Origin of the sequence: Thermus sp. CCB_US3_UF1 (genome assembly GCF_000236585.1) — a bacterium.
GTDB lineage: Bacteria > Deinococcota > Deinococci > Deinococcales > Thermaceae > Thermus.
The window spans coordinates 689,548-705,139 of the sequence record NC_017278.1 but is presented as its reverse complement, the minus strand read 5'-3'; the positions used below and the strand labels follow the sequence as shown (position 1 = coordinate 705,139).

Sequence of the window (15,592 nt, the reverse complement as noted above, 5' to 3'; positions counted from 1 at the left end):
CCTACCCCTCCTCGGCCCAGCCCCGCACCCGGTCCACGGCCCGCCGCCAGCCCCGGTAGCGGGCCTCCCGCTTGGCCTCGGGCATCCGGGGGGAGAAGCGGGCCGCCTCCCGCCACAGTCCCTTCAGGTCCTCCGGGGCCAGGAGGCCCACCCCCACCCCCGCGGCCCAGGCCGCCCCCAAGGCGGTGGTCTCCGTCACCCCCGGCCTCAGGACCGGCACCCCCAGGAGGTCGGCCTGGATCTGCAGGAAAAGGTCGTTCCCCGCCATCCCCCCATCCGCCTTCAGGGCCCCAAGGGCCAGGCCCGCCGCCTCCGCCATGGCCCGCACCACCTCCCCCACGGAAAAGGCCACCCCCTCCAGGGCCGCCCGCACCAGGTGGGCCCTGGTGGTCCCCCGGGTAAGGCCCAGGATGCCCCCCCGGGCGTAGGGGTCCCAGTAGGGGGCCCCAAGCCCGGTAAAGGCGGGGACGAAGTACACCCCGCCCGCATCCTCCACCTGCCCCGCCAGGGCCTCCGCCTCCCCTTTCCCCAGGAGGCCCACCTCCTCCAGCCAGCCCACCGCCGCCCCGGCCACGAAGACGCTCCCCTCCAGGGCGTAGGCCCGTCCGCCCCGGGGGGCGTAGGCGGGGGTGGCCAGGAGGCCCTGGGGGGGAAGCACGGGCCGCTCCCCCGTGTGCAGGAGGAGGAAGGCCCCCGTGCCGTAGGTGCACTTGGCCGCCCCCGCCTCCAGGCCCCCCTGGCCCAGGAGGGCCGCCTGCTGGTCCCCCAACACCCCCCGGATGGGGATGGGGGCCCCCAGGAGTTCGGGCAGGGTCTCCCCAAAGGCCCCATCCGAGGGGCGGACCTCGGGGAGCATGGCCCGGGGGATGCCCAGGAGCCCCAAAAGCTCCTCGTCCCAGGACCCGGTATGGAGGTTGAAAAGCAGGGTGCGGCTGGCGTTGGTGGGGTCGGTGGCGTGGACCTGGCCCCCGGTGAGGCGATAGAGGAGCCAGGTGTCCACGGTGCCGAAAAGGGCCTCCCCCCTCTCCCCCTTCTCCTTGAGGCCCGGCACGTTTTCCAGAAGCCAAAGGAGCTTGGTGGCGGAGAAGTAGGGGTCCAGGAGAAGGCCCGTGCGCTCCCGGAAAACCCCCTCCAGGCCCCGCTCCCTCAGAGCCTGGCACAGGGGGGCGGTGCGGCGGTCCTGCCAGACGATGGCCGGGTGGAGGGGCCTTCCCGTCCCCCGCTCCCAGACCAGGGTGGTCTCCCGCTGGTTGGCAATCCCCAGGGCCGCCACCTCCCCCGCCCCCACCCCCGCCCGCCGCAGGGCCTCCTGGGCCGCCCAAAGCTGGCTCTCCCAGAGCTCCAAGGGGTCGTGCTCCACCCAGCCCGGCCTGGGGTAGTGCTGGGTGAAGCCCCGCTGGGCCAGGGCCACGGGCCGCCCCTCCGGGGTAAAGAGGATGGCCCGGCTGGAAGTGGTGCCTTGGTCCAGGGCCAACAGGTAGGTCATAGGGCCTCCTTGAGCTTCCTGGCGGTATCCTCGGGCAGGGCGTCCACCACGAAGGTCCCCGCCCCCAGCTCCGTCCCCGCCAGGAACTTGAGCCTGTCCCGGGTGCGCCTGGGGGGGTAGAACTCCACGTGGAAGTGGAAGGTGCGCTCCTCCCCCAGGGGGGCGGCGTGGAAGACCATCACGTAGGGAAAGGGTTCGGCGAAAAGGGCATCGTAGCGGGCCACCACCCGGCCCAGGAGCCGGGCGAAGGCAGCCATCTCGGCCTCGGAAAAGGTCCAGGGCCCGGGGTGGCGCGCCCGGGGGACCACCCACACCTCGTAGGGGTAGCGGGCGAAGGGGGGGACGAAGGCCAAGAAGCCTTCCTCCTGGTCCACCGCGTAGGCCTCGAGGGCGGGAAGGAGCTCCAAGAGCACCGGGCCCTCGCGGAAAGCCTGGGCCTCCCGCTGCACCACGGGGGGGACGAAGGGGTAGGCGTAGATCTGGCCGTGGGGGTGGTGCAGGGTCACCCCCACGGCCTCCCCCCGGTTCTCAAAGGGCATGACGAAACGGACGCCCTCCTGGGCGTAAAGGGCCTGGTACCGTTCCCGCCACACCCAGGCCAGGAGGAGGCGCTCCTCCTCGGAGAGGGTGGCCAGGCTCCCCTCGTGGCCCGGGGTGTAGACCACCACCTCAGAGCGGCCCCCGGCCTGCCCCGTGGGGATGGGAAGCCCCTCGGGGGCCGGGGGCGGGTTCTGGACCAGGGCGGGGAAGCGGTTTTCAAAGACCGCCACCTGGAAGCGGGGGAAGGGGATCTCGGTGGGGAAGCCTCCAGGACGGCTGGGGCAGAGGGGACAGTGTTCCTTGGGGGGAAGGAAGGTGCGCTCCTGGCGGTGGGCGGCGTAGACCACCCACTCCCCACGCAGGGGATGGTAGCGGAGGTGAGGGGTAGGGTGGAAGGCCTCCTCCAGCTCGGGAAGGGGCGCCTCCGCCACAGGGGAAAAGCCATAGAGGATGAGCTCCCGCCCATCCCGCTTGCGGTGGTGAAGCCGGTACACCTCGCGCATAGGCCTCCTCGCTTCCCTGACCCCAGGGGTCAGCCTCCCTTATCTTGCCCCAGGCCAGGGTCACCAGGCGGCCTCCAAGGGGAGAAGGGGCTCCAGGTAGGTAAGCTCCAGGACATGCCGCGACCAAAGCCGCTCCTCCTCCCAGGCCTCCCCCACCAGGCGGTAGGCCCCGGGGGGCAGGCGGCGCAGGGCCTCCTGCAAGGGTTGCCAGCGGGCCTGGACCTCCAGAGGGCTTTCCCAAAGCTCGCCCAGGCTGAAGAAGCGCCGGACCTCCCCCGGGGCCAGGCCCACTTCATCATGGAACAAATCTAAGTTTTCCGGCCCCTCGAGGCGGAGGTACACCCAGAGGGTGAGGGGCCTCTCCAGGTCGCTCACCAGCCAGGCTTCCTGAAGGGGCGCGCTCCCTACCTCCACCGCCTCCCGGTAGGGGATCAGGGAGAGGAGGACGGGGCTGCTGGCCTCCTTGAGGGCGAAAAAGCCCTTCTTGGGCACCCGTTCCACGTCCAGCACCGCCCAGGTGATCCCCTCCCAGGGCTCGGCGAAGAGGAACTGGAAGTAGCCCACCACCCGCCCCTTGGCCCGGCGGTAGGCGTGGATGGCGAACTCCAGAAGCCGGGCCTGGTAGGCCTGGGAGTTTTCCACAAAGGCTTCCAGGGACTCCCCCATCCGCACCCCCGCCACCCGGAAGGTTTCGTGGGGCTGGAAGTTGTGGTAGGCCCAGACTTCCCACTGGGGCGGCCAGGCCGCCTCCCCCAGGACCCGCCGGAGGAGCTCGGCCCGGGGCAGGGCCTGGGCCCCGAACTCCGAGGGGAGGGGGCTCCCGGGGAGGGCCAGGAAGTCCCGGTAATGCCCCCAGTACCAGCCCGGGTAGGGGTGCTCGCGGAAGTCCGAGGCCTCCTTGACTGGCCGGGTGGGGTCCTGGGCGCGGAGGGCGGCCCCAAGGAGGGGACCCAGGGCGTGGCGGTTGTGGGTGGGCTCGTTCTGGGCGCACCAGAGGTAGAGGGAAGGGTGGGCCCCCAGGAGGTCCACCATGCCCCGGGCCTGGCGCAGGGCCTCCTGGGCGAAGGCCTCGTCGGGGGCGTAGCCCCACTGCAGGGGGAAGTCCTGCCAAATGAGCACCCCTTCCCGGTCGCAGGCCTGGTAGAAGGCGGGGTGGGTGACGTGGGCGTGGATCCGGACGGCGTTCAGATGGGCCTCCTTGAGGAGGGCCACGTCCCTTTGCGCCTGGGCCTCGGTGTAGCCGGCCAGCCACTGGGTGGGGATGTGGTTCGTCCCCCTAAGGAAAAGCCGCCGACCGTTGAGAAGGAGCCAGCCCTCCCCGTCCAGGGCCACGGTGCGGAAGCCCAAGGGGGCGGTGGCGTTAGCCCCCAGGAGCTCGGCCTCGAGGCGGAAGAGGTGGGGGAAGCCCCGCTCCCAGACCTCCCAGAGGGGCATCTCCGGCAGGTCCCAGACCCCCTCCCGCCAGGCCCGCCCCCCCTCCCCCTCCAGGGTCAGGGTCTTCTCCAGGGCCTCCCCAGGGAAGTTCTCCGGGCGCAGGCGGAGGCGGACCGCCTCGCGGAAGGGGCCGGGCGCATCCACCAGGAACCGCAGGAGGAGGCGCCACCCCCCGGGCCGGGGGTGGAGGCGGTGGGTGAGGCCCAGGAGGGCCACCCCCTCCCGGAAGAGGACCTCCACCCCGCCCCAAAGCCCCCCTGTCCCCCGCTCCTGGCCCCGGGGGCCGCTGCCCCCGGGGCGGCAGTCGTGCTGGCCCAAGACCCCCTTGATCTGCCGCTTGAAGCGGGGCCACTGGCCCGGGGGCTCCTTGGGAGCGGAAACCCTCAGGTAAAGCACCTCCCCCGGGGGAAGCTCCAGGGTCCAGGGGAGGAAGTACCCCTCATGCCGCCCCAGGTACCGCCCCTCCAGCCAGGCCTCCTGAAAGTAATCCCCCCAGGCGCGGAGGAAACGCCTCGGCCCCCCTGGGGGCAGGGAGAGGCGGTACCAGCCCACCTCGGCCTCCAGGCCCTCGAGGGCCCACTGGTGGGGCAGGGCCACCTCCCGCCAGCCCTCCGGGGGAAGCCCCCCGGGGTCCAAGGCCCCATGCGCCAGGAACAACGCCCGCTCTAGCCGCATCCCACCACCTCCGCTACTCCCGCACCTCGTGGGGGAAGAGGGCGGTAAGCCCGTAGGCCAGGAGGATGGCCGCCCCGGGGACCACGGAGAGGAGGAAACGGAAGGCCAGCCCTGGGTTCGGCCCCGGGTTCTCCCCGCTCACGTAACCGAAAAGGGGGCCCAGAAGGGCGAAGGAAAGCCCCACCAAGGCCCCGGAGGCCCGGCCCAGGAGGCCCACCAGGCTGTAATAGGCCCCTTCCCGCCGGGTTCCCGTCCGCTCCGCATCCAGGTCGATCACCTTGGCCATGACCACCTCCCCCGTGACCCGGACCCCGGCGAAGCCTGCCCCCACCAAAGCCCCCACCAGGAGAGCCGCGGGAAGGCTTTGCGGCAGGAAAAGGAGGAGGGCGGCCAGGCCCATGAGGAGATGGGCCAGCCGCCAGGCCCGCTTCCCCCCCAGGGCCTGGGCCAAGCGCCCCCAGAGGAAGACCGAGGGCAAGGCCACCAGGAAGACGGCGGCGAAGAGGAAGGTGGTGGCGGCCTCGGGCAGGCCCAGGCTGTACTTGGCGTAAAAGGCCATGCCCGTCTGGATCACCGTGCGCCCGAACTCAAAGAGAAGCCCCACCAGGGCCGCCACCCAGAAGGCTCGGTTGCCCAGGACAAGCCGGAAGGAGGGGAGAAGGCCGAGCCCGCTCCCCGCCCTGGGGTCCTCCGCCACGCCCCCCAGGAAGAAGAGGAAGGCGAAGAGGGAAAGGCCAGCGAAGAGGAGGGCCATGCCGAAAAACCCCACCTGGGCGTAGACCACCGGGGCCAGGGCAATCCCCAGGATGAGGCCGAAAAGCTCGGTACCCCGCTTCAGGGCAGCGGCCCGGGCCCGTTCCGGCAGGTTCCGGAACATCTCCGGGAAAAGGGCCCCATGGTTGGTCCAGACCACGGTGGCCGCCGTCTCGTAAAGGACGATGGCCAGGGCGAAATAATAGGGCAGGACCCCGGGGTTTCGCGCCCAGTCGGGCACCCAGAAGACCAAGAGGTAGAAGAGGAGGAAAAGAGGGATGCCGAGGAGAAGCCAGGGCCGCCTCCGGCCCCAAGGGGTCTTGGTGCGGTCGGAGAGGTGGCCCAGAAGGGGGTCATTGACCGCATCCCAAAAGGCATAGGCGGTGCGGGCCAGGGCGTAGAAGGCCGCGGAAAGCCCTAGGCGCTCCAGGTAGAAGAAGGCCAGGTAGGTGCCAAAGCTTTCCGAAACCAGGGTAAGGCCCAGCTGGCCCGAGGCGTAGCGCCAGGGTTTCATAGCGCCTCCCGGATCTCCGCCCAGGTGAGGGGGTGGAACTCGGCCAGGACCCGCCGCACCTCGGGGTGGGCCAGGGCGAAGTAGTCCGCCTCCCGGGTGGGCCAGTCGGGTAGGGCCCGGCCCTCGGGGGTGGGGAGGGCGCTGTGGTGAACCAGCTGGTAAAGCCCCGGGGGAAGCCCCGCCAAGCCCAGGTAGAACCCCAGGCGCTCCTCCGGGGGGAGGCCGTAGGGGTCCAGAAAGCGCACCTTGGGGAAGGGGGCCTGGGCCAAAAGCCTTTCCAGATGGGGCAGGAAGGCCGGGGGTACCCCCAGGCCCTCCAGGCTCTCCGGCAGCAAGGGGGGGAGGCGGTAGGCGATGGCCAGGCGTAAGTAAATCTCCGCCAGGTCCGGCCGCAGGGCCGCCCCCTGATGGACGTCCAGGTGGGTGGGGGCAAAAAGCCTAAAGGCCGCCTCGATCTGCGCCCTTAGCTCCCTCTCCACCTCCTCCGGGCAGGCCTGGGTCCAGAGGGCCTCGAGGCTGCCCGGGAAAAACCCCGCCCCGTCCCTCAGGCTCTCCCCCTGGGTCAGGGGGCGCATCCGGGGGGCAGACCACTCGCTGGTGAGGGTGAGGTGCACCCCCAGATCCCGCCCCCGCACCCCACCCGCCCAGGCCCCCGGCACCATGACGCTCCCCGTGGGGAAGCCCAGGGCCTGGTAAGCGGCGTTTTGGGCATGGGTCAGGCCCAGGTCGTCGTGGTGCAGGATGAGAACCCGCCTGCCCTCGAGGCCTAGCCGCGCCAAAACTTCCATACGCCCCCCTTTCCTTTGCTGTCCATTCTACAGGAAAAGGGGGCAGGGCTCTAGGCCAGGGCCAACTCCACCAGCCGCTTGAGGAGCTCGGGGTAGGAAACCCCGGCAGCCTGGAAGAGCTTGGGGTACATGCTGGTGGGGGTGAAGCCGGGAATGGTGTTGATCTCGTTGAGGTAAACTTCCCCTTCCACCAGGAAGAAGTCCACCCGGGCCATCCCGCGGATGCCCAGGAGGCGGTAGGCCTTCAGGGCCATCTCCTGGATGGTCTCCTGGGTACCCGGGTCCAGGGGGGCGGGGATCAGGAGCTCGGCCCTCCCGGGGGTGTACTTGGTCTCGTAATCGTAGAAGGGGGCCTGGTAGCGCACCTCCCCCACGGGGCTGGCCTCGGCGAAGACGTTGCCCAAAACCCCCACCTCCAGCTCCCGCACCCCAAGGAGGGCCTTCTCCACCACCGCTTTGCCGTCGTGGCGGAAAGCCTCCTCCAGGGCCTCCTCCAGCCCGGCATGGCTCTCCACGCGCCGGATGCCCACGCTGGAACCGGTGTTGGCGGGCTTGACGAAGTAGGGAGGTTCAAAGGGGAGAAAGGGCCTCTCCCCAGGGTATAGGGCCACCCAGGGCACCACGGGCACCCCGGCCTGGGCCAGGACCCGCTTGGAGAGGTCCTTGTCCATGCAAAGGGCGCTGGCCGCCACCCCCGCCCCCACGTAGGGCCGGCCCAGGAGCTCCAGAAAGCCCTGCAGGGTCCCGTCCTCGCCCCAGCGGCCGTGCAGGAGGGGAAAGACCACATCGTAGCGGTTCCAGTCCAGGTCGGGAGGAAAGGGGTGTTCCCCCTGAAGGGCCTGGCCTGCCCCTAGGGCCCCAAGGGCCCTTTCCCCCAAGAGCCAGCCCCCGTCCTTGGCGATGACCGCAAGCTCCGTGGGAAAGGGCATGTGTTCCAAAACGCCCCGGGCGGAAAGGAGGGAAACCTCGTGCTCCGGGCTTCGTCCCCCGGCGATGAGGAGCACCCTAGGAAGCGCCATGCCTAAAGCTTATCCCCCTGGCGCAGGTCCAGGCCGTTGTACCGCCCGGCGCAGGGGAGGAGCCCCTCCCTCACCCAGCACGCCACGGCCTCCGCCGCCACCGCCAGGACCCGCTCCACCAGGGGCTCTTCCTCAGGGGAGAAGGGGGAGAGGACGTAGGCCGCCCCCTCCCCCCGGGAAGGGGGCTTGCCGATGCCGATGCGCAGGCGGTGGAAAGCCTCGGTCCCCAGGGCCTCGGCGATGGAGGCCACCCCCCGGTTGCCCGCCGGGCTTCCCCCCGCCCTAAGCCGCAGGCGGCCTAAGGGGAGGTCCATCTCGTCGTGGACCACCAGGATCCGCTCCGGGGGGATGCGGTAAAAGCGGACCAGGGAGGCCACCGCCCGCCCGGTGAGGTTGTAGTAGGTGAGGGGCTTCAAGAAGATCCCCCGCTTTCCCCCCAGTTCCGCCTCGGCCCAAAGGGCCTCCCCCTTGCGGCGGAAGGCCAGGCCCAAGCGGTCCAAGACCATGAAGCCCACGTTGTGCCGGGTCTTGGCGTAGGCCTCCCCGGGATTGCCTTGCCCCACCACCAGGAACATGGCCGCAAAAGGGGGCGGGGAGCCCTGGCCCCCCGCCCCCAAGGGGGGAGGCTAGGCCTCCTCCTCCTTCTTGCCCTTCTTGATGACCTCGGGCTCGGCGGGGGCCTCGAGGGCCTCGGCGGCCAGCTTCTCCACGTCCTCAGGGGGCACCACCGCGGCGATGGTCTCCTCCGGGGAAACCGCAAGCCGCACCCCCTCGGGGAGCTTCAGGTCGGCGGCGTGCAGGCTATCCCCAATGCCCAGGCCGGAAACGTCCACCTCAATGAACTCGGGGATGTTCCGGGGGGAGACCCGCACCAGGATGTCCCGGTGGACCTCCTGCAACACACCCCCCTCCCGCACCCCCTGGGGCGTGCCCACGAAGCGCAAGGGGATGTACATCTCCACCGGCTCGTCGGAGAGGACGTAGAAGTCCACGTGCTCGGGGCGGCGCTTCCGCTTGTCCAGGTTCACCTGGCGCACCAGGGTGGGGAGCTCCTGGCCGTCGGGAAGCTCCAGCACGATCACGTGGTGGATGGCCGCCTGGCGGAAGACCTTGTCAAACTCCCCCAGCTCCACGTAGACCTTGCGGTTCAGGCTCTTGTTGTACATGACCCCAGGGAGCTTGCCCGCCCGGCGCAAGGCGCTAGGCCGCTCCCCTTCCCGGTAGTAAGCCTTCAGGCGATACTCCATGGCTCCTCCCAAAATGAACCAAGCCCCCCCAAGGGGCGCACAAAAAAAAGCTTACCACAACCCCAGACCTTAGGTCAGATGAGGGCGCTTACCGACTGGTTGGTATGCACGTGGCGGATGGCCTGGGCCAGAAGCTCGGCGGTGGAAAGGACGGTGTACCCGCCATCCCTCAAGGGGATGGTATCGGTGAAGACCACCTCGCGGATGGCGGGGTGGGCCAGGTTCTCCTTGGCCCCCCCCACTAGGACGGGGTGGGTGGCCAGGACCACCACCTCGGGCAAGGCCCCCGCCTGGAGGAGGGCCTCCACCCCCCGGCGTATCGTCCCCCCGGTGGAGACGATATCGTCCACCACCAAGGGCCGCTTGCCCGCCACGTCCCCGATCACGTAGGTGACCTCGGTCTCCCGCGGCCCGTGGCGGCGCTTGGCCAGCATGGCGAAGGGGAGGCCCAGGCGCTCGGAAAGCCTGCGGGCCTCCTCGGCCCGGCCCGCGTCCGGGGAGACCACCACGGCGTTTTCCCCATACCCCCGCTCCCGCAGGTAGCGGGCGAAGAGGCGCACGGCGGAAAGGTGGTCCACGGGGATGTCAAAGAAGCCCTGGATCTGGGGGGCGTGGAGGTCAATGGCAACCACCCGGTGGATCCCCACGGCCTCCAGGAGGTTGGCCACCAGCTTGGCGCTCACCGGCTCCCGCCCCTCGGTCTGCTTGTCCTGGCGGGCGTAGCCGAAGTAGGGGATGACGGCGTTGATGCGCCCCGCCGAGCTCCTGCGGGCGGCATCGGCCAGGAGGAGGAGCTCCATGAGGTGGTCGTTCACCGGGGGCGAGGTGGGCTGGATGAGGTAGACATCATCCCCCCGTACGCTCTCCAAGAGCCTTACCCGCACCTCCCCGTCGGGGAAGCGGTCCACCAGGGCCTGTCCCAAAGGCACCCCCAGGGCCTCGGCCACCCGCCGGGCCAGGTCCGGGTGGGCGCTCCCGGTGAAGAGCCGGATTCCCATGGCGGGGTCCCCCACTCAGTATACGAGGGCCCGGGCCAGGAGGCCGAGGCGCCTCGAGGCCTCCTCCAAAAAGGCCTGGAAGTCTGCCGCTGCCCCCTCCCCTGCCCCGTCGGTCACGGCCCGCACCAGGGCCATGGGGCGGCGGAAGCGCCAGGCCACCATGAGGGCCGCCGCCCCCTCCATCTCCACGGCGCTGGCCCCGTGGAGCGCTCTCAGCCTTTCCGCCTCTTCCCGGGAGGCCAGAAACCGGTCCCCCGTGGCCACCACCCCCCGGCGGGCGGAAAAGCCCAGGGCCCGGGCCGCGGCCTCAGCCCGCCCCAGGAGGAGGGGGTCCGAGGGGAAAAACCGCAGGCCCAAAGCGGTCTCCCCCGGCGCCCGGCCAAAGGGGGTGAGGTCCACATCCCACTGCACCGCCCGCTCGGCCAGGAGGAGGTCCAAGGCCCTAAGCCCGGGGTCCAGGGCCCCCGCCACCCCCAGGAAAAAGCCTGCCTCTGGGGCAAAACGGGTGAGGACGTGGGCCACGGCCATGGCCGCCGCCACCTTCCCCACCCCCGTTTCCGCCACCAGAACCCCTGGTCCCAGGTGGAGGGGAAAGGGGGCTTCCAGGGTTTCCTCCGCCCCCAGGGCCTGGCGCAGGGCCCGGGCCTCCTCGGGCTCGGCGGCGAAGAAGGCGGTCATGCCCCCTCCAGGGGAACCGTGGGCTGGACCTTTAGGCCCTCCCGGAGGACCTTTTCCGCCCAGGCCTTGGCCCCTTGGAGGTCGTGGTCCCGGTAGTTGCCGCACGCCCGGAAGCCCGCCCCGGGGATGGGCCCCTGGTGGACCAAAACGTCGCGCAGGGCCCGCTCCAGGGCCACCAGAACCGCCTCCTCCCCCAGGGGGCCTTCCGCCACCAGGTAGAAGCCGGTGCGGCACCCCATGGGGGAAAGGTCTATGACCCCTTCCAGGTGGTCCCTCAGGTACCCCGCCAGGAGGTGCTCCAGGGTGTGGAGGCTGGCGGTGGGGATGGCCTCCCGGTTGGGTTGGGCCAGCCTCAGATCGTACTTCTCCACCACCCCTCCCCCGAGGGGCTTCCGGCCCGCCAGGCGCACATAGGGGGCCCGCACCTTGGTGTGGTCCAGGGCAAAGCTTTCCACCTCGGCCATGGCCCCATCCTACCCTGGTAGACTGGCCTCCATGGTCCTGGTGCTGGACTTCGGCTCCCAGTACACCCGGCTCATCGCCCGCAGGCTCCGGGAACTCCGGGCCTTCTCCCTCATTCTCCCGGGCACGGCCCCCCTGGAGGAGGTCCTGAGGCATAACCCCCAGGCCCTCATCCTGTCCGGGGGACCCAACAGCGTCTTTGACCCCCACGCCCCCAGGCCCGACCCCCGGGTGCTCCGCCTGGGCCTGCCCACCCTGGGCATCTGCTACGGGATGCAGCTCCTGGCCCAGGAGCTCGGGGGAAAGGTGGAGCGGGCGGGCCGGGCCGAGTACGGCAAGGCCCTCCTGACCCGCCACACCGGCCCCCTCTTCCGCGGCCTGGAGGGGGAGGTGCAGGTCTGGATGAGCCACCAGGACGCCGTCACCGAGCTCCCCCCGGGCTGGCGCGTTTCCGGGGAAACCGAGGAGAACCCCGTGGCGGCCATGGAGGCCCCAGACGGCAAAACCTTCGCCGTGCAGTTCCACCCCGAGGTGGCCCACACCCCCAAGGGGATGCAGATGCTGGAAAACTTCCTGGAGTTGGCCGGGGTCCGGCGGGACTGGACCCCGGAGCACATCCTGGAGGAAAGGGTGCGGGAGGTGCGGGAACGGGTGGGAGGGGAGCGGGTGCTCCTGGCCCTTTCCGGGGGGGTGGACTCCAGCACCCTGGCCCTCCTCCTGGCCAAGGCCGGGGTGGACCACCTGGCCGTCTTCGTGGACCACGGCCTCCTGCGCCTGGGGGAGCGGGAGGAGGTGGAAGGGGCCCTAAGGGCCTTGGGGGTAAACCTCCGGGTGGTGGAGGCCAAGGGGCGCTTCCTAAAGGCCCTCAAGGGGGTGGAAGACCCCGAGGAGAAGCGCAAGATCATCGGGCGGGCCTTCGTGGAGGTCTTCTCCGGGGTGGCCCGGGAGGAAGGCCCCTTCCGCTTCCTGGCCCAGGGCACCCTTTACCCCGACGTGATTGAGTCCGCGGGCGGACACGGGGCGGCCAAGATCAAAAGCCACCACAACGTGGGGGGCCTGCCCGAGGACCTGGGGTTTGAGCTCCTAGAACCCTTCCGCCTTCTCTTCAAGGACGAGGTGCGGGAACTGGCCCTCCTCCTGGGCCTTCCCGACCCCATCCGCCTCCGCCACCCCTTCCCCGGGCCGGGGCTGGCGGTGCGCATCCTGGGGGAGGTGACGGAGGAGCGCCTCTCCATCCTGCGCCAGGCGGACGACCTCTTCACGAGCCTTCTCCGGGAGTGGGGCCTTTACGGCCAGGTGGCCCAGGCCCTGGCCGTCCTCACCCCCTTGCGCAGCGTGGGGGTGGCGGGGGATGAGCGCAAGTACGGCTATGTCCTGGCCCTGCGGGCGGTGACCACCGAGGACTTCATGACCGCCGACTGGGCCAGGCTGCCCCTGGAGTTCCTGGACGAGGTGGCCCGGCGCATCACCCGCAGGGTGCCCGAGATAGGCCGGGTGGTCTACGACATCACCTCCAAGCCCCCGGCCACCATAGAGTGGGAGTGAGGGGAAAAGGGCCAAGCCCCAGGGGGCTCAGGGCCAGGGTGGACCTCGAGGTCCCCCCAGGGGTAGACTGGAAGGGAAAGGAGGCCAAGGATGCCCACCTTCATCGTCCTCAGCACCCTGACGGACGACGGCGCCGAGACCCTGGTGAAGAACCCCGAGCGGATCAAGGAGGTCAACCAGGAGCTGGAAAGGGACTTTGGGGTCAAGGTGGTGGCCCAGTACGCCGTCTTGGGCCCTTACGACTTCGTGAACATCGTGGAGGCGGCGGACGCCACCAGCGTGGCCCGGGCCATGCTCCACCTGGCCTCCAGGGGCAGCGTCAAGACCACCACCCTGGAGGCCATCCCCGTGGCCGACCTCATCGCCAAGCTCAAGTAAGGTGGAGGTCCTGGAAACCTCGGTCTACGCCCGGGACCTGGAGGGGGCGCGGGCCTTTTACGAGGGGGTTCTGGGTCTCCCCTGCTTCCAGTTCAAGCCTCCCCGGCACGCCTTCTTCCGCGCCGGGCGGGGGGTGTTCCTGGTCTTCAACCCCGAGCTCACGGAAGGGGACGAAACCCTCCCGCCCCACGGGGCCCGGGGCAGCGTTCACGTGGCCTTCCGCGTGGCGGAAGAGGAGCTTCCCCTTTGGGAAAGGCGCCTCCTGGCGGCGGGCTTCCCCGTGTGGTGGGCCCAGTGGCCCAAAGGGAAAAGCCTCTACACCCGCGACCCCGAGGGGAACCTGGTGGAGCTGGCCCCGGCCAGCATCTGGGGCTTAGAATAGCCGGGCGGTGAAGCGGGTGGAGCTTTTCACCGACGGGGCCTCCCTGGGCAACCCCGGGCCCGGAGGGTGGGCGGCCCTTTTGCGCTACGCCGGGCGGGAGAAACTCCTCTTTGGGGGGGAGGCCTGCACCACCAACAACCGCATGGAGCTCACCGCGGCCCTGGAGGGGCTCAGGGCCCTCAAGGAGCCCTGCGAGGTGGACCTCTACACGGACAGCCAGTACCTGCAGAAGGCCCTGGACGAGGGCTGGCTGGAGCGCTGGGCAAAGAACGGCTGGCGCACCCGGGAGGGGAAGCCGGTCAAGAACCAGGACCTGTGGCAGGCCCTCCTGCAGGCCATGGCGGGCCACCGGGTACGCTTCCACTGGGTGCGGGGGCATGCCGGCCACCCGGAGAACGGGCGGGTGGACCGGGAGGCCCGGCGCCAGGCCCAGGAGCAAAAGGCCAAGGTCCAGGCCCCCTGCCCGCCCTAGGCCCCTCCTCCCACGCTTTTCTCCGATGGAGCATAAAAGCGTTATACTTGGGGCATGCCAGGCGAACGCGCCCACAAGCTCCCCCTCGAGGACCCGGGGCAGAAGGCCAACAAGGATGCCTGGGTGGCCCTGGTACGGGATTTCAAGGAAAGCCTGGAAAGGGTGCGCCAAGGCGGGGGCCCTAAGGCGGTGGAGCGGCAACACCAAAAGGGACGCCTCACGGCCCGGGAACGCATCGCCCGCCTCATTGACCCGGGAACGGAGTTCTACGAGCTCATGGCCTTTGCCGGGTACGGGATGTACGGGGAGTGGGGCGGGGCCCCCGCGGGCGGGGTGGTGACGGGCCTGGGACGGATCGCGGGCCGGGACTGGATGATCATCGCCAACGACGCCACGGTGAAGGCCGGGGCCTTCTTCCCCATCACCGCCAAAAAGGTCATCCGGGCCCAGACCATCGCCCTGGAAAACCGCATCCCCACCGTTTACCTGGTGGACTCCGCCGGGGTCTTCCTGCCCCTTCAGGACGAGGTCTTCCCCGACCAGGACGACTTTGGCCGCATCTTCTACCTCAACGCCCGCATGTCCGCCCTGGGCATCCCCCAGATCTCGGCCATCATGGGCAACTGCGTGGCCGGGGGGGCCTACCTGCCGGTGATGACCGATATCCTCCTCATGACCGAGGGGAGCGGCCTCTACCTGGCCGGGCCCGCCCTGGTGAAGGCGGCCATCGGGCAGGAGGTCTCCTCGGAGGAGCTGGGGGGGGCCCGGATGCACGCGGAGGTCTCTGGCACCGTGGACTTCTACGAGCCCACGGACGAGGCCGCCCTGGAGCGCATCCGGAAGCTCGCCGCCCTCTACCCGCCCCCCCGCCTGGCCCCTTGGGCCGAGGGGCGGAAGGAGCCCCAAGAACCCCGGTATCCGCCCGAGGACCTCTACGGCCTGGTGGCCCCCGATGGCTCCCGGCCCTACGATCTACGGGAGGTGATCGCCCGCCTGGTGGACGGCTCGGAGTTCTTGGAGTACAAGGGGGGGTACGGGGAGACCCTGGTCACGGGCTTCGCCCGGATTGGCGGCTTCCCGGTGGGCATCGTGGGCAACCAGCGCCTGGTCCTGAAGAAGAAGGGGCGGATTGAGGTGGGCGGGGTCATCTACCCCGAGGCGGCGGACAAGGCCGCCCGCTTCATCCTGGAGGTGAACCAGGTGGGCATCCCCCTCCTCTTCCTCCAGGACGTTTCCGGCTTCATGGTGGGCAAGGAGGCGGAACAGGCGGGGATCATCCGGCGGGGAGCCAAGCTGGTGAACGCGGTGTCCAACTCCCGGGTGCCCAAGATCACCCTGATCCTGGGGGGCTCCTTCGGCGCGGGCAACTACGCCCTGGCGGGCAAGGCCTATGGCCCCCGCTTCCTTTTCGCCTGGCCCAGCGCCAAGTACGCGGTCATGGGCGGGGCCCAGGCGGCCAAAACCCTTTTGGAACTGGAGGTGGAGAAGCTCAAGCGGGAGGGCAAGGAGCCCTCGGACGAGGACCTAAAGGAGCTTTACGAGCGCATCAAGGGCCGCTACGAGGAAACCCTGGACCCCCGGTACGCCGCGGCCAGGCTCTGGGTGGACGGGGTGATCTTCCCCCACGAAACCCGGAAGTGGCTTATCAAGGCCCTCGAGGCCTGCGCCCTGAACCCGGAAATGGAGCCTTTCCGGGTAGGGGTCTTCCAGGTGTGAGG

General features: G+C 70.1%; 16 protein-coding genes. 5 read left to right on the top strand and 11 right to left on the bottom strand.

Annotated elements, in window-relative coordinates; all coding sequences use genetic code 11:
- Position 1: 1 nt before the first annotated feature.
- The 11 genes from glpK to TCCBUS3UF1_RS03480 form a co-directional block, all read right to left on the bottom strand.
- Complete coding sequence (glpK, locus tag TCCBUS3UF1_RS03530) at positions 2-1,486, bottom strand: glycerol kinase GlpK (RefSeq protein ID WP_014515127.1); 1,485 nt, start codon at positions 1,484-1,486, stop codon at positions 2-4.
- A complete protein-coding gene (gene galT, locus TCCBUS3UF1_RS03525; protein WP_014515126.1) occupies positions 1,483-2,529 on the bottom strand; it encodes a galactose-1-phosphate uridylyltransferase in 1,047 nt (348 codons plus the stop codon). The genes glpK and galT overlap by 4 nt, the downstream gene beginning before the upstream one ends.
- A gap of 60 nt (positions 2,530-2,589) precedes the next feature.
- A complete protein-coding gene (locus TCCBUS3UF1_RS03520; protein ID WP_014515125.1) occupies positions 2,590-4,638 on the bottom strand; it encodes a glycoside hydrolase family 2 TIM barrel-domain containing protein in 2,049 nt (682 codons plus the stop codon).
- Between the two features lie 13 nt (positions 4,639-4,651).
- Positions 4,652-5,905 carry an MFS transporter gene (locus TCCBUS3UF1_RS03515; RefSeq protein WP_014515124.1) on the bottom strand — a complete coding sequence of 418 codons (1,254 nt, stop codon included), beginning with the start codon at positions 5,903-5,905 and terminating at the stop codon, positions 4,652-4,654.
- Positions 5,902-6,693 (bottom strand): ChbG/HpnK family deacetylase, encoded by a 792-nt coding sequence (locus tag TCCBUS3UF1_RS03510; protein WP_014515123.1) that lies wholly within the window; start codon positions 6,691-6,693, stop codon positions 5,902-5,904. Before TCCBUS3UF1_RS03510 ends, TCCBUS3UF1_RS03515 begins: the two co-directional genes overlap by 4 nt.
- A 50-nt stretch (positions 6,694-6,743) precedes the next feature.
- The gene (gene ddl, locus TCCBUS3UF1_RS03505; RefSeq protein WP_014515122.1) at positions 6,744-7,712 is read right to left on the bottom strand and encodes a D-alanine--D-alanine ligase; all 969 of its coding nucleotides are present in this window, start codon (positions 7,710-7,712) and stop codon (positions 6,744-6,746) included.
- 2 nt (positions 7,713-7,714) lie between these two features.
- Positions 7,715-8,287, bottom strand: a complete 573-nt coding sequence (gene pth / locus TCCBUS3UF1_RS03500) for an aminoacyl-tRNA hydrolase (protein WP_014515121.1) — start codon at positions 8,285-8,287, stop codon at positions 7,715-7,717.
- A gap of 51 nt (positions 8,288-8,338) precedes the next feature.
- Complete coding sequence (locus TCCBUS3UF1_RS03495; protein WP_014515120.1) at positions 8,339-8,959, bottom strand: 50S ribosomal protein L25; 621 nt, start codon at positions 8,957-8,959, stop codon at positions 8,339-8,341.
- 74 nt (positions 8,960-9,033) lie between these two features.
- On the bottom strand, positions 9,034-9,957 hold the full coding sequence (locus TCCBUS3UF1_RS03490; protein ID WP_014515119.1) for a ribose-phosphate pyrophosphokinase: 924 nt from the start codon (positions 9,955-9,957) through the stop codon (positions 9,034-9,036).
- A 15-nt stretch (positions 9,958-9,972) separates the two neighbouring features.
- Positions 9,973-10,635 (bottom strand): 5'-methylthioadenosine/S-adenosylhomocysteine nucleosidase, encoded by a 663-nt coding sequence (gene mtnN, locus TCCBUS3UF1_RS03485; RefSeq protein WP_014515118.1) that lies wholly within the window; start codon positions 10,633-10,635, stop codon positions 9,973-9,975.
- Positions 10,632-11,099, bottom strand: a complete 468-nt coding sequence (locus TCCBUS3UF1_RS03480; protein ID WP_014515117.1) for an S-ribosylhomocysteine lyase — start codon at positions 11,097-11,099, stop codon at positions 10,632-10,634. The genes mtnN and TCCBUS3UF1_RS03480 overlap by 4 nt, the downstream gene beginning before the upstream one ends.
- 31 nt (positions 11,100-11,130) lie before the next feature.
- Between TCCBUS3UF1_RS03480 and guaA the strand changes: the two genes are divergently transcribed.
- The 5 genes from guaA to TCCBUS3UF1_RS03455 all read left to right on the top strand — a co-directional run bounded on the left by guaA (position 11,131) and on the right by TCCBUS3UF1_RS03455 (position 15,590).
- The gene (gene guaA / locus TCCBUS3UF1_RS03475) at positions 11,131-12,642 is read left to right on the top strand and encodes a glutamine-hydrolyzing GMP synthase (RefSeq protein WP_041433952.1); all 1,512 of its coding nucleotides are present in this window, start codon (positions 11,131-11,133) and stop codon (positions 12,640-12,642) included.
- A 90-nt stretch (positions 12,643-12,732) separates the two neighbouring features.
- On the top strand, positions 12,733-13,020 hold the full coding sequence (locus TCCBUS3UF1_RS03470; protein ID WP_014515114.1) for a glutamine synthetase/cystathionine beta-lyase binding protein: 288 nt from the start codon (positions 12,733-12,735) through the stop codon (positions 13,018-13,020).
- Position 13,021: 1 nt separating this feature from the next.
- Positions 13,022-13,402: a VOC family protein gene (locus TCCBUS3UF1_RS03465; RefSeq protein WP_014515113.1), complete on the top strand. Its 381-nt coding sequence runs from the start codon at positions 13,022-13,024 to the stop codon at positions 13,400-13,402.
- Positions 13,403-13,409: 7 nt separating this feature from the next.
- The gene (rnhA, locus tag TCCBUS3UF1_RS03460; RefSeq protein ID WP_014515112.1) at positions 13,410-13,874 is read left to right on the top strand and encodes a ribonuclease HI; all 465 of its coding nucleotides are present in this window, start codon (positions 13,410-13,412) and stop codon (positions 13,872-13,874) included.
- A 54-nt stretch (positions 13,875-13,928) separates the two neighbouring features.
- A complete protein-coding gene (locus TCCBUS3UF1_RS03455) occupies positions 13,929-15,590 on the top strand; it encodes an acyl-CoA carboxylase subunit beta (RefSeq protein WP_014515111.1) in 1,662 nt (553 codons plus the stop codon).
- The last annotated feature ends 2 nt before the right edge of the window (positions 15,591-15,592 follow it).

Excerpts from the sequence above, each read along its gene's own strand:
- TCCBUS3UF1_RS03455 (WP_014515111.1), top strand. The coding sequence starts at position 13,929 with ATGCCAGGCGAACGCGCCCACAAGCTCCCCCTCGAGGACCCGGGGCAG.
- pth (WP_014515121.1), bottom strand. The coding sequence starts at position 8,287 with ATGTTCCTGGTGGTGGGGCAAGGCAATCCCGGGGAGGCCTACGCCAAG.
- TCCBUS3UF1_RS03515 (WP_014515124.1), bottom strand. The coding sequence starts at position 5,905 with ATGAAACCCTGGCGCTACGCCTCGGGCCAGCTGGGCCTTACCCTGGTT.
- TCCBUS3UF1_RS03490 (WP_014515119.1), bottom strand. The coding sequence starts at position 9,957 with ATGGGAATCCGGCTCTTCACCGGGAGCGCCCACCCGGACCTGGCCCGG.
- TCCBUS3UF1_RS03470 (WP_014515114.1), top strand. The coding sequence starts at position 12,733 with ATGCCCACCTTCATCGTCCTCAGCACCCTGACGGACGACGGCGCCGAG.
- TCCBUS3UF1_RS03510 (WP_014515123.1), bottom strand. The coding sequence starts at position 6,693 with ATGGAAGTTTTGGCGCGGCTAGGCCTCGAGGGCAGGCGGGTTCTCATC.
- TCCBUS3UF1_RS03495 (WP_014515120.1), bottom strand. The coding sequence starts at position 8,959 with ATGGAGTATCGCCTGAAGGCTTACTACCGGGAAGGGGAGCGGCCTAGC.
- TCCBUS3UF1_RS03520 (WP_014515125.1), bottom strand. The coding sequence starts at position 4,638 with ATGCGGCTAGAGCGGGCGTTGTTCCTGGCGCATGGGGCCTTGGACCCC.
- glpK (WP_014515127.1), bottom strand. The coding sequence starts at position 1,486 with ATGACCTACCTGTTGGCCCTGGACCAAGGCACCACTTCCAGCCGGGCC.
- TCCBUS3UF1_RS03480 (WP_014515117.1), bottom strand. The coding sequence starts at position 11,099 with ATGGCCGAGGTGGAAAGCTTTGCCCTGGACCACACCAAGGTGCGGGCC.
- guaA (WP_041433952.1), top strand. The coding sequence starts at position 11,131 with ATGGTCCTGGTGCTGGACTTCGGCTCCCAGTACACCCGGCTCATCGCC.
- ddl (WP_014515122.1), bottom strand. The coding sequence starts at position 7,712 with ATGGCGCTTCCTAGGGTGCTCCTCATCGCCGGGGGACGAAGCCCGGAG.
- galT (WP_014515126.1), bottom strand. The coding sequence starts at position 2,529 with ATGCGCGAGGTGTACCGGCTTCACCACCGCAAGCGGGATGGGCGGGAG.
- mtnN (WP_014515118.1), bottom strand. The coding sequence starts at position 10,635 with ATGACCGCCTTCTTCGCCGCCGAGCCCGAGGAGGCCCGGGCCCTGCGC.